The sequence below is a fragment of the Synechococcus sp. R6-5 genome, assembly GCF_047461775.1.
GTDB lineage: Bacteria > Cyanobacteriota > Cyanobacteriia > Thermostichales > Thermostichaceae > Thermostichus.
This window is the reverse complement of sequence record NZ_JANSHV010000048.1, coordinates 1-11,058: the sequence shown is the minus strand read 5'-3', so window position 1 is coordinate 11,058 and position 11,058 is coordinate 1. Positions and strand designations below refer to the sequence as shown.

General features: G+C 58.8%; 12 protein-coding genes, 1 tRNA gene and 1 pseudogene. 9 read left to right on the top strand and 5 right to left on the bottom strand.

Annotation, left to right across the window (positions count from 1 at the left end):
* Positions 1–352: pseudogene (locus NW818_RS02675) on the bottom strand (polymerase); the annotation flags it as partial.
* Positions 352–735, bottom strand: coding sequence for a 2Fe-2S iron-sulfur cluster-binding protein (locus NW818_RS02670; protein ID WP_414350989.1), 384 nt, complete (start codon positions 733–735; stop codon positions 352–354). The gene NW818_RS02670 and the pseudogene NW818_RS02675, both read right to left, overlap by 1 nt.
* A 197-nt stretch (positions 736–932) precedes the next feature.
* Here NW818_RS02670 and NW818_RS02665 point away from each other — a divergent pair, with 197 nt between their 5' ends.
* Positions 933–1,376: a phosphomannose isomerase type II C-terminal cupin domain gene (locus NW818_RS02665; protein ID WP_011433853.1), complete on the top strand. Its 444-nt coding sequence runs from the start codon at positions 933–935 to the stop codon at positions 1,374–1,376.
* A gap of 50 nt (positions 1,377–1,426) precedes the next feature.
* Here NW818_RS02665 and NW818_RS02660 read toward each other — a convergent pair whose 3' ends face one another.
* Positions 1,427–3,868, bottom strand: a complete 2,442-nt coding sequence (locus tag NW818_RS02660) for a M48 family metalloprotease (protein WP_414423765.1) — start codon at positions 3,866–3,868, stop codon at positions 1,427–1,429.
* Positions 3,869–4,062: 194 nt separating this feature from the next.
* Positions 4,063–4,509 carry a Fur family transcriptional regulator gene (locus NW818_RS02655; RefSeq protein WP_011433855.1) on the bottom strand — a complete coding sequence of 149 codons (447 nt, stop codon included), beginning with the start codon at positions 4,507–4,509 and terminating at the stop codon, positions 4,063–4,065.
* A 356-nt stretch (positions 4,510–4,865) separates the two neighbouring features.
* Here NW818_RS02655 and NW818_RS02650 point away from each other — a divergent pair, with 356 nt between their 5' ends.
* A complete protein-coding gene (locus tag NW818_RS02650; protein WP_414375305.1) occupies positions 4,866–5,246 on the top strand; it encodes a hypothetical protein in 381 nt (126 codons plus the stop codon).
* Positions 5,247–5,297: 51 nt separating this feature from the next.
* Positions 5,298–6,650, top strand: coding sequence for a D-alanyl-D-alanine carboxypeptidase (locus NW818_RS02645; protein ID WP_414423764.1), 1,353 nt, complete (start codon positions 5,298–5,300; stop codon positions 6,648–6,650).
* 154 nt (positions 6,651–6,804) lie between these two features.
* Here NW818_RS02645 and NW818_RS02640 read toward each other — a convergent pair.
* Positions 6,805–6,877 (bottom strand) — tRNA-Ile (locus NW818_RS02640).
* 98 nt (positions 6,878–6,975) lie between these two features.
* Between NW818_RS02640 and NW818_RS02635 the strand changes: the two genes are divergently transcribed.
* The 6 genes from NW818_RS02635 (at position 6,976) to NW818_RS02610 (ending at position 10,805) form a co-directional block, all read left to right on the top strand.
* On the top strand, positions 6,976–7,515 hold the full coding sequence (locus NW818_RS02635; protein ID WP_414407328.1) for a TMEM165/GDT1 family protein: 540 nt from the start codon (positions 6,976–6,978) through the stop codon (positions 7,513–7,515).
* 57 nt (positions 7,516–7,572) lie between these two features.
* Positions 7,573–7,908: a TMEM165/GDT1 family protein gene (locus tag NW818_RS02630; RefSeq protein WP_011433859.1), complete on the top strand. Its 336-nt coding sequence runs from the start codon at positions 7,573–7,575 to the stop codon at positions 7,906–7,908.
* Between the two features lie 115 nt (positions 7,909–8,023).
* Positions 8,024–8,173 (top strand): hypothetical protein, encoded by a 150-nt coding sequence (locus tag NW818_RS02625; protein WP_011433860.1) that lies wholly within the window; start codon positions 8,024–8,026, stop codon positions 8,171–8,173.
* 98 nt (positions 8,174–8,271) lie between these two features.
* Positions 8,272–9,033, top strand: coding sequence for a UMP kinase (pyrH, locus tag NW818_RS02620; RefSeq protein WP_011433861.1), 762 nt, complete (start codon positions 8,272–8,274; stop codon positions 9,031–9,033).
* Between the two features lie 102 nt (positions 9,034–9,135).
* The gene (gene mltG / locus NW818_RS02615; RefSeq protein ID WP_414423763.1) at positions 9,136–10,320 is read left to right on the top strand and encodes an endolytic transglycosylase MltG; all 1,185 of its coding nucleotides are present in this window, start codon (positions 9,136–9,138) and stop codon (positions 10,318–10,320) included.
* A gap of 11 nt (positions 10,321–10,331) precedes the next feature.
* A complete protein-coding gene (locus NW818_RS02610) occupies positions 10,332–10,805 on the top strand; it encodes a YqeG family HAD IIIA-type phosphatase (protein ID WP_414423762.1) in 474 nt (157 codons plus the stop codon).
* The last annotated feature ends 253 nt before the right edge of the window (positions 10,806–11,058 follow it).

The following is an 11,058-nucleotide window of genomic DNA, read 5'->3' as shown; positions in this document are numbered from 1 at the left end:
AGGACTCCGTCCCGCTGACGCGATCGGCCAGAACAGCGGCAAAGGCCGGCAGCATCAATAAAAAAGGCCAGTAGTTGAACATCCCCGGCAGGCTCAGCCGCCAATCTTCCCCCAAAAAAGCCACTCCCACTGCCGCCAGGCTCAGGAGAGCCGCCAGTCCAAACAAGGGATCCCGCAGGATCGCCCCACCATAGCGGGTATAACCCTGGATCGTCCCCACCAAAGCCAAGAGTAAGCTGGGGGCCAGATTCACCGGGATCAGCGCCGCTGCCGCCAGCAGCCAGCCCCTCGGCTGAGAGGGCAAGGGATCCGGCGACAGTTGTTGAGACGAAACCGGTGCCGAAGAAGACATCACTCATCCTCAAGGGGGATCCCTGGCCTTACCCGCCCCTGGCCGAAGTAGCGCCCAAATTGCAGCTCGTACACCTCATCCTCATCCTGGGTTTCTACCCACAGCTCCGAGCGGGCATAGCCCACGCACAGCAGCCCATACCCCTGCTCCTTCAGCTCCCGCGAGATGCCCATTGCCTCCGGCTGATACAGGGATCCCCGCCGTACCCGCACCGCACAGGTGGTACAGGCGCCATTGCGACAGGCAAAGGGCAGTTGGATCCCTTGGGCCTCGGCGCTGGCCAAAATGTATTGATCCGCCGGCACCTGGATTAGATAGTGAGTGTCCCGTTGGCGGTCATGGATGTGAACCGGGTAAGAAGGGACAGAAGAGGAAGAACGCATGGGGAAGTGGCCTTTTTGCAGAGCAGAAATCTTTTTCATGATTCCACAGGATTTTAACCACTACCCCACCAAACCTGAACCGGCTGGGGATCCCCAGGAGCTGAAGCCGATCTGTTGGTGGGTCTAAAGATAAACAAACAGACCCCGAGTTGGTTGTTGAGATAAGCTACAGGTAGGCCTCCCAAGGAGAGCATCCCATGCTGGAAACCCCCAATGCCAATCTGGCCTCACCGGAAAAACCTTCGCCTTCCCTCTCTGCCGAAACCCTCAACAAGCTGATCGAGAGCAATGCTGAAAGTCGGCCTTGGGGCAGCTTTACAGTGCTGGAAGAGGGCCCTGGCTACAAAATCAAGCGGATCGTGGTGCTGCCCAAGCATCGCCTCAGCCTGCAGTTGCACTACCATCGCAGCGAACACTGGATCGTCGTTGCCGGCACCGCCAAGGTCACCTGCGGAGATGAAGAAAAGCTCATCACGGCCAACCAATCCACCTACGTGCCCCCTTGCACCAAGCATCGCCTGGAGAACCCTGGCGTCATCCCTCTGGTGATTATCGAGGTGCAAAACGGCCAGTACTTGGGCGAAGACGACATTGTCCGCTTCAGCGACGACTACGCCCGGGTTAACGGTGGGCAAAAGTAGCCAATCCCAATGGCCTAGGCGAGCTCTTCGCTGCTGAGGATCGCGATCCTCTAGAACAGCATCACCAGCAGGGCAACCACTAACAACAGCACAGCCCACATAGCCTGCCAGAAGGGATGGTAGCTGGTGATGAGCTGGCCATGGCGGCTTTGAAAGCGGGCCAGATCCAGGTAAGGGGCCACCCCTCGTCGGAACCACCCCACCGCGGATCCCTCTTGGCCGATTACCCCCCCTGCCTGGCGCGCTCCAAACAGGAAGTTGCCCAGCGGCCCAAAGCGGGAAGCATAGCGCAGGAAGATCATCCCTGTCTCATCCTGGAACTTGAGATCGGAGCCGAAGCGATAGCCCGGATCCCCCCGCCCGATCACCCGCCCCTCCAACTGCATCGGCAACCCGCGCAAGGGGCTGGCGTAGGGATTGCTCATGGCCTTCAACACGGTCAACGCTGGCGGGTTTTCTAAGCTGGGGTACATCACTGTCATCTTCAGCAGCAGGCCCAAGCCCACCCCCATCAGGGTCAGCCCGGCAAACATTTCATAGAAGCCCACCTGCAAGGCCGGGATCCCGAGCAGCGCCCCCACAATCGCCCCCAGCCACTCGGCGTTCAACAGCAGTATATCCAGCAGAAAGTTCCCGTAGAGCTGTTGCCGGTTGAGCTGCTTGCCCTGGGCAACCACGCTGGCCATATCGAACTCCACCGGCAGATCCAGTTGCTCCGCATAGGTGCACAGCGCCCGCACCCGTTTGCCCGTGAGGGGATGGGTGGAGTTCAGCTCCATCCACCAGGCCCAAGGGTTAAACAGATCCCACAAAAATACCCTGCCCACCTGGCCGGGATCCGAGGCAACCCGGTAGGCCGTCCCCGCCGTAACAGCCGCCTTGGCATCGTAGATCCCCAAAGCCCGCGTTCCTTCCAGCAGGCGAGCACTGCGCTGTCGGGTTTCCTCATCCCGCTCCCGCTCTCCCTCTTGCACAATGCCGTAGGCAATTTTCACCAAAGCCCGCGAGAGCCCATTGGGGTTGCCGGTGGTTTCGGCGGCAAAGTGATCGGCAAAGTACTCCCGCACCCGCGACAGATAGAGCAATAAATAGGAGCCAGCCACGTAGAAAAAGTAGGCGACCAAGGCCAGGGAGCGGAGGCTGCCCCTTTTGCCGTTGTCGCGCGCATCCCGCATGTAGACGTAAAGAAGGTAGAGAATCTGCACCAACGTGGAAGCCAGGGTCATGACGGCGAAATCCCAGTGGATCACATGCCCCAGCTCGTGGGCATAGACCGTAGCCACCTCTTCATCTTCCAAGTAGGTGAACAACCCTTCGCTGACGACGATGCGGGCCGTATCCGGCAGGCTGCCGTAGGTAAAAGCAGTGGGGTTTTGGTCGCGGATCAGCCCCAGCTTCGGCTGCTTCAGCTTGTACTGGCGGCAAACCCGTTGAATCACCTCTGCACTCTCTGGGCTGCGACGCCCAATTTCCGCCAAGCTTACCCACTCGGTGCCATAGAGGCTGTGCTGGATCCAGTCCATCAGCCAAGGGGACAAAAAGAAGATCAGGGCATTGAAGGCGAGGGTGAGCAGAATGGCGAAGATGAAAGAGCCCAGAGAGAATCCCCCCTCTAAGCTGCCCAAGACGGTCAGGAAAAGCACAAACACCATACCGAACATCAGGCTCAGGGTCACACCTGAGGCCGCCGTCAGGTTGCCGGCAAAGCTGGCCAACATTAGCGAAACCCCCACCTGAGGGGCGCGGTAGCTGCGCTTGGTTTGTCCGGTTTTGAGACCTGAGGTGGCGGGATCCAATTCCGCTAGGGTGCGGCTGGGGTTGAAGCAATAGCGGCTCAGCCAAACGCTCAATAGACGCAGCTCGTGAGGATTCAGGCTTTTCAGAGGCTCCAGCCACAAGGCCGCTTCCACCGATAACATCACCGTCGAGACGGTGCTGGGATTGCGAAACAAGGTGGGCAAGAGGGGCAGAACCTCCTGTTTTTGCCCAGAAGTGAGGCTGTGAAAACCCAAAACCGCCTGGCGGAGCAAACCAGGCGGCTGAGGAAGGTCGGCAGTAAGCAACTGGCGATCGCTGACAAAGCAGTAGCGGCTTAGATCCAGACTCTCCGGGGACTCCGTCCCACTGACGGGTTCGCGAGAGGGTCGCGTAGCGGTAAAGTGCTCTGCACTGCTAACACGACCGGGATCCACCTTGTCTGTCGCCGGCTCCGGATCCAGCCTCACCTGAGTTTTCCAGTCGGCAGCCTGCTGGCCCATGGGGCGGCTGTAGAGGGCCAACCGTTTGACTTGGGGGTAGCGAGTGGGAATCGCCTTCTGGAACCAGGCCGTCAACTCCTCATAGTTGAGAGCAAGGCCGGCAGGGCGGTTGATCATAATGACGAGGGCATAAGCCTTGGGACTCTCCTGGAGCGGTTGGGCTTTGGCCTGTAACCTAAGGCGGGGATTGGCCAGCGCCTGCTCCAGCCACTGCACCACTTCCTGTTCGTTCATGGCCCTCTCCCGGATCTAGTGGGGTGAAGAAGATCAACTATTCATCAACTGTTGCCTCGGTTGCCGACTGCCGATTGGCCTCACGGGAGCTATTCTGGCATTTCCTCCCGTTGACGGGATCCCCATCCTCCTACCAGCCCAGTACAGTTCCCCTTCTGGGAAAGCCTCAGAACCTGAGCTTTGGGAATTTTTGGCTACAAAATCGAGCGCTGCCCTTCTGGGCTGATACCAATAATGGTGAGCTGGCAATCCAACACTTTGAAACCGTACTTTTCTGCCACCTTCTGGGTGATGTTAAGAATGGCGTTGTTTTTGAACTCGATCACCTTGTTGGTCTTGACGCACACCAGATGGTGGTGGTGGTGGGGGGCCGGCTGGTTGATCTCGTAATGTTTGTGCCCTTCGGTCAGTTCCAGTTCTCGCAAAATGCCCATGCGGGACATCAGCTTGACGGTGCGGTAAATGGTGGAAAGGCTAATGTTGTGGCCTTCTTCCCGCAACTTTTTGTGCAACTCCTCCGCGCTTAGATGCGTGCCCTCAGGCAAGTTTTGAAACGTTTGCAGGATGATCTCCCGCTGCCGAGTGGCTCGCCAGCCTTTGGCATTGAGCTCTGCCTTGAACGCCTCTTCGGTGTAGACCATGATGCCGCCCCTCCGCTGTTGGGCAACGTCGCCGTAACAGTCAATAAGTTCTGTAATTGATAATAACTTCATTTATGACGACACCACCCGACTTGGTTGCTGAAGACATCGTTCAGGCTCAGTTCAGGCCCAATAGAACAGGGACGCAACTGAGGCGCATGGGCTGCCGGGAGAGCCTCGGGAAGGGTGCGGGAAACCCAATCCCTCATCCATCCGGGATGAGCTAGCCTACAGAGCAGGGCTATGTGGCGGACTGTTTCTGGTGTTCGGGCGCGCCTAGGCTAACATACTCAAGAAAAGGCCCGCGGCATCCTGACGGCGTTAGCGAGCGTAGTGATCGGGGAAGGAAAACGAAAATGCGGTTTGAGCAGCCCAAAACCTATTCCATTTCTCTGGGTGGCTGGGGGTTCTGGCTGGGATCCCTGGCGTTGGCAGCTTTGCTGACCAGTGTCGGGCTGGGGTGGCTGGTCGCCGGATTGGTGGCTCTGTTGCTGTTTTTGCTGTCCTTGCCGGTATTGGTGCTCCTGGCCTTTCGCTGGTGGGCGCGCCGCTGGATCACGACGGATCGCTGCCCGGTGTGTGGGTCAGAATCGCAAGCCATTGAGGGCAGCCGTTTCTTTTGCCCCAATTGTGGAGAGCCGCTGTTTGTTGCAGACGGACGTTTTTATCGGCAAACGCCCCCCGGCACCATCGATGTAGAGCCTGTGGAAGAGGGTGGCTGGGAATTGACGAGCTGATGCCCCCTCGGTTGCCGGGATGTTTAGAGGGTGTTTTCCGTGAAAAGTGCTATGCCTGCGGCACCCCATGGTGCTACACAACACTGTTGCTCCGCAACGCTGACGCCACGGCACGAACGACATCTGTGGGGCTGGCCCGGTAGGCGGCTGGTTTCGAGCTGGGTTGGGCTGCTCTCGGCGGCCACTCTGTTGCTGAGTTTGTCTCCCACTTCTCAGGCGACGGAGCAGGGATCCCTGCAACCTCAGGTGGAAACCTATCTGGCTCAGTTGGCCGGTCGGGGGTTTTCGCCCACAGCTCAGGGGGTTTGGCTGCAGATGGAGGATCCTTCGCCTCAGCGGGACAGAATCCTTGTTTTGGGACAGCATCAGGGATCCACACCCTTGCCGGCTGCTTCTTTGACCAAGGTGGCAACGACCCTGGCCGCTTTGCAGCACTTTGGCCCGCAGCACCGCTTTGTTACCACCTGGCTGGCCACTGGCCCCTTAACTGCTGAGGGAGTTCTACAGGGGGATCTCTGGGTTCTGGGGGGGGAGGATCCCTTGTTCGTCTGGGAGGAAGCCTTCTCCGTCGGCAACCTGCTCAATGCTCATGGGATCCGCCAGGTGCGCGGGGATCTGGTGGTGGTGGGCCGCTTTTACATGAACTTTTCCCGGGATGTGGCGCAATCGGGATCCCTGTTGCGGCAGGGGCTGGATGCGCGGCGCTGGCCGCCAGAGGCGGAGGCCCAATTTCAAACCTTACCCCCCGGCACACCCAGACCGCAGGTGGGGATCTTGGGTTCGGTGCGGGTTGCCCAGCAGATCCCGCCCGGCGCTCAGGTTTTGCTCAGACATGAGTCCCCCCCCCTCATTCACCTGGTCAAGCTGATGAACCTCTACAGCAACAACTCCATGGCCGAGATGTTGGCCGATGCGGTGGGGGGAGCAGACCAAGTGGCCCAAATCGCCCGGGCCATCGCCGGGATCCCGGCAGAAGAGCTGCAACTGATCAACGGCTCCGGGTTGGGGGTGGAAAACCGCATTTCGCCGCGGGCCAATGTAGCTATGCTTCAAGCCATCCAGTCTCTTCTGGAGGAGCAGGGGCTCACTCTGGCGGATGCTTTTGCCGTCGTTGGCCAAGATGTGGGAGTGTTGGAGCGGCGTCTGTTGCCAGGGATCCTAATTGCCAAGTCGGGCACCCTGAGGAGCGTCAGCACCTTGGCGGGTGTACTGCCAACCGCGCAGGGGGACATCTGGTTTGCCCTGATGAATGGCGGATCCGATCTGGTCGGCTTTCGCACCCAGCAGGGACAATTCCTCAGCCAGCTCCAGTCCCAATGGGGATCCCCTGCCACCTTGCCTGAGCGTTGGATCCCTCGCTCTGGAGATACGGGATCCCGCACAGAGCTGAACCCGCGTCTTTGAAACTGTGCCCAACCGGTTCTCTCTCAGCCCAGAGTGACCTCGGTCGCGTTAGCGGAACGCAGTCCTATGTCCGCCCTCCCAGTTTGGGAATTGAGATCGACTTGGCCCGCTGTCAACAGCCCTCAACCCAGAAACCTCGTCCAGCAATTCCCGATGGGGCGTACAGGGATCGAACCTGTGTAAGGCAAATTATGAGTTTGCTGCCTAAACCGCTCGGCCAACGCCCCTGATTCTTTTACTCTAGCGTTTACTCTAGCGCCCTTGTCTCCTCCAGAAGCGGCTGAAAACAGGATAAGCTGCATGTCGGTGGTTAGGATCTGACGCCATGGCTGCGCCGCGTTCTTGGCAGGGGCAAATGGCCCTGGGCTTGGGGTTGATTGCCTTGTCCTCGGCTCTCTGTTTTGGCTTCTTGGCCGTTGGGCAGCACTATCTCTACGGGGATGGATCCGCTGTGGATTTCCAGCCTGCCGGGGAGAGTTTGGCTTTGTCTCCCGCCCCCAGTACTGGGCCTCCGACGGCACTGCCCCTCACTACCCCCCCCTCTTCCGACAGCAATCTTCCTGAGGGATCCCCACTGCAACTCTGGTTTGTTACTTTTTTAACCGTGTTTGTGGCGGAAATGGGCGATAAAACCCAGTTGGCAACCTTGCTCATGAGTGCCCAATCCCAATCTCCTTGGGCGATCTTTTTCGGTTCCGCCGGTGCCTTGGTGACCGCCAGTTTTTTCAGCGTGGTGCTGGGAGAAGGTCTGGGCCAAGTCATTCCCCCGGGCTGGCTACAATGGTTGGCGGGTGCAGGGTTCCTGGTGATCGGGGGCTATGTATTATGGCAGGAGTGGCGGGGGAACAAGCTCCCAGAGGGCTAGCCTCCCTGAGCAGCCGATGCCAACCCGGCAGGACAGAGTGGAGAACAACCGAGGAACGTGTTGATCCAAGACAACGACAGCCGAACCCCGTCTTTTTTGCTGCGGCAAATGGCCGGACGGGCCGCCCTAGTGAGCTTTGGCTCGATTCTGCTGGCCGAAATGGGCGATAAAACCCAATTGGCGACCCTGCTCCTCAGTGCCCGCTCGCAAAACGCTGGGGTAATCTTTTTGGGCGCTGCTGCTGCTTTGATCAGCACCAGCCTAATTGGGGTGTGGGCAGGAGCTTGGGTGGCCCGCCTGATCCCACCTCGCTGGATCAAAACCCTGGCAGGCGTGGGGTTTGTTGTGATGGGCCTAGTCTTGTTGTGGGGATCCCTGCCCATAGCCGGCTGAGCAGAGGGCTTCAGGATGGCTTCGGCAAAGCGTGATAGGATTAAGAGCGCCTCACTTTGACACTTCAAACTGAGGACCTTCACTTGAGTCCGGACAACCGGTCAGGAAAACCAGCATGGCCAAAAAACGCAATCTGAAGCGGGAAAAAGCCGAGCGCAACCGCGAATATGCCAAACAGTTCCAAAAAAGTCGTGCTCGCAATGGCCGCCGCTTCCGTTCTGCCCCCCGCGACAACGAGGCCAGCGCTGGCGAAGAACAGCAGTAAGGTTGTTTTTGTCGAGATGCTCTGTCGGTCAATCCTGTGAGCGGAGCTAGTTCAACAAACCTGCTATCGTATGCAGGGGTGGGCCGGAGCGGATAAGCATGAAATATCGACGGATTCTACTGAAGTTGAGTGGTGAAGCCCTGATGGGGGAGCGCCCCTACGGGATCGACCCCGAGGTCTTGAAGTCCATTGCCGGCGAAGTGGCCTCAGTGGTACGGGCCGGTGTGCAGGTGGCGATTGTGGTGGGAGGGGGTAACATCTGGCGCGGGCGCAAAGAGGCGGCTGCCCAAGGGATGGATCAGGCTTCTGCCGACTACGTAGGGATGCTGGCCACCGTCATCAACGCTTTAACCCTGCAGGATGCCATTGAGCGAGCCGGGATCCCCACCCGGGTGCAGACGGCCATCGCCATGCAGGAGGTGGCGGAGCCCTATATTCGTCGCCGCGCCATTCGTCACCTGGAAAAGGGGCGGGTGGTGATTTTTGGGGCAGGATCTGGCAACCCCTTCTTCACCACCGATACCACTGCGGCCTTGCGGGCGGCGGAGATCGATGCCGAGGTGATTTTCAAAGCCACCAAGGTGGACGGAGTTTACGATGCGGATCCCAAGACTCACCCTCAGGCCCGCCGCTACGATGTCCTCAGCTATCAGGATGTGCTGAACCGCGATCTGCGGGTTATGGACAGCACCGCCATCGCCCTCTGCAAGGAAAATCAATTGCCCATCGTGGTCTTTGACCTGACTACCCCTGGCAATATTTATCGAGTGGTGCAGGGAGAACCCATCGGCACTTGGATCGGACAGCGGACGGTCGAGAACAACGGGATCCCCAGCCCAGGAGAGTTGATCCCAAGTTAGGGGGGAAATCGGCCTTGAGAGTCCGGCGACGCCCTAGCCAGGATTGAGTCCGAAGGATAGCCTGGCTCAAGGGTGTGCTCAGGCCGTTTGGAGGGAAAGGCAATGACAGATCAGGTTCAGCATTCGGCCCAAAAGGATCCCGTCTTGCCCAAATGCTCTGCTGCCCAAGGCGCTATACCCAGGTCACCCCATGTTGCTACGCAACGCTTACGCGAACGCTGGGGTCGGCGTCTTTTGCAGAGCTTGATTTTCCTGTTGGTTCTGGTCGGGGGATTGGGCTACTGGCAGTGGCAGACCTGGCTCCAGCCGGTGGGCGGCCCAGAACCGATCCAAGTAACAATCCAGCCGGGCAGCAGCAGCCGTCTGATCGGGCAAAAACTGCGCCAAGCAGGGGTGATTCGCTCAGCTCTGGCTTGGGAGCTGTGGAGCCGCACCTTCGGGCGCGACTGGGTGTTTCAGGCGGGCACCTACGCTTTGGATCCCAACCAGGACATGCTGGCCGTGGCCCAGCAACTGCGGCAGGGAAGGATCCTGCAAAGACGGCTGACCATTCCGGAGGGTTGGCGCATCGAGCAAATGGCAGAGGCTCTGGCCCAGCGCAACTGGCTGGCAGCCGATGCCTTCATTGCCGTGACCCGGGTGATTCCCCCCCTCGATTGGCTGCCCCCCCACTTGAGCTCTCTAGAAGGCTACCTGTTCCCAGACACCTATCTTTTCCCCATCGAACAGGTGGAGGGATCCCTGCCGGATCAAGAAAAGGCCCAAATAGTGGTCAACGCCATGCTGCAGCGATTTGTCGCGGTGGCCCTGCCCCTGTTTCGCCAGCACACCACTTCCCTGTCTCTGCACGAGTGGGTTACCCTGGCCAGCATTGTGGAGCGGGAGGCCGTGGTGCCGGAAGAACGCGCTTTGATTGCAGGTGTCTTTCTGAACCGGCTTAAGAAAGGGATCCCCCTGGGAGCCGATCCGACGGTGGAATATGCCTTGAATATCCGGCAAACCCCAGATCGCCGCCTCACCCTTGCGGAGGTGCGTACCCCCTCTCCCTACAACACCTACCTCAACCCGGGTTTGCCCCCCGGCCCCATCGCCAGCCCGGGCTTGGCCAGCTTAAAAGCCGTTTTGCAGCCTGAGCAAACCGACTATCTCTACTTCGTGGCCCGCTACGATGGCACCCACGTTTTCAGCAAAACCCTAGCAGAGCACGAGGCAGCCCAATTGCAAATTATTCAAGAGCGTCGGCAAGCTGCCCAGGGATCCCACCACAGTCCTCAACCAAGTCCTTAGCCGAGGAGCGGATGGTACACAAACCTTGGTTCAAGCTCCTGCAACCGGATCTGGTGGTGGCCGGCACTGTCTTAAAGTTGCGGGCAGAAAACCTGTGGGCCTGGCAGGTAAAAGGCATCATCTTTGACGTAGACGGTACACTGGTGCCGAGCCGACAGGTTGAGGTGGATCCCGCTGTGGCTGCTTGGCTGGAGCAGTTGCGTCCGCACTTTCAAATTTGGCTGGTGAGCAACAACCTCAATCGCAGCCGCATCCAACAAATCGGAGAAAGCCTGAACCTGCCCTACATTCACCGCGCTGGGAAACCCTCAAGGCGGGCCTTGCGGCGGGCCGTAGCCCAGATGGGCTTGCCGGTAGAAGCAGTGGCTATGGTGGGAGACCGCCTGTTGACGGATATTTTGGCAGGCAATCGACTGGGGTTGGTAACCGTGCTGGTCAACTCCCTCTTGTCCGAAGCAGTCGAAAAGAACCCTGCTACCCTCTAGGGGCTGCGCTTTTGAGAGATTTGAGAGTTGGACAACTGTAATTGTTTCAAACTGAATTGAAAAGGTTTCCAAGCACTCCCCCTTTCCTTCGCAAAGAGAGAAGACCAAAAGACAATCCTGCTGCTCGGAAGGGCTTAGTCACTTCAGTTTAGGGTGAGACGCCTGGGCAGCTGAGAAAAGCCCTGTGGCCCCATGCATGTTTCATGCATGTTTTAGGTGTGGGTACAGTGTCCCAGTTTGAATCGAAATGACC

What these genes read in the sequence shown, in the direction of transcription:
- NW818_RS02625 (WP_011433860.1), top strand. Translation starts at nt 8,024, where the DNA reads ATGGCCAAAAAACGCAATCTGAAGCGGGAAAAAGCCGAGCGCAACCGC.
- NW818_RS02650 (WP_414375305.1), top strand. Translation starts at nt 4,866, where the DNA reads ATGCGGTTTGAGCAGCCCAAAACCTATTCCATTTCTCTGGGTGGCTGG.
- NW818_RS02610 (WP_414423762.1), top strand. Translation starts at nt 10,332, where the DNA reads ATGGTACACAAACCTTGGTTCAAGCTCCTGCAACCGGATCTGGTGGTG.
- NW818_RS02655 (WP_011433855.1), bottom strand. Translation starts at nt 4,509, where the DNA reads ATGGTCTACACCGAAGAGGCGTTCAAGGCAGAGCTCAATGCCAAAGGC.
- mltG (WP_414423763.1), top strand. Translation starts at nt 9,136, where the DNA reads ATGACAGATCAGGTTCAGCATTCGGCCCAAAAGGATCCCGTCTTGCCC.
- NW818_RS02635 (WP_414407328.1), top strand. Translation starts at nt 6,976, where the DNA reads ATGGCTGCGCCGCGTTCTTGGCAGGGGCAAATGGCCCTGGGCTTGGGG.
- NW818_RS02665 (WP_011433853.1), top strand. Translation starts at nt 933, where the DNA reads ATGCTGGAAACCCCCAATGCCAATCTGGCCTCACCGGAAAAACCTTCG.
- pyrH (WP_011433861.1), top strand. Translation starts at nt 8,272, where the DNA reads ATGAAATATCGACGGATTCTACTGAAGTTGAGTGGTGAAGCCCTGATG.
- NW818_RS02660 (WP_414423765.1), bottom strand. Translation starts at nt 3,868, where the DNA reads ATGAACGAACAGGAAGTGGTGCAGTGGCTGGAGCAGGCGCTGGCCAAT.
- NW818_RS02670 (WP_414350989.1), bottom strand. Translation starts at nt 735, where the DNA reads ATGCGTTCTTCCTCTTCTGTCCCTTCTTACCCGGTTCACATCCATGAC.
- NW818_RS02645 (WP_414423764.1), top strand. Translation starts at nt 5,298, where the DNA reads ATGCCTGCGGCACCCCATGGTGCTACACAACACTGTTGCTCCGCAACG.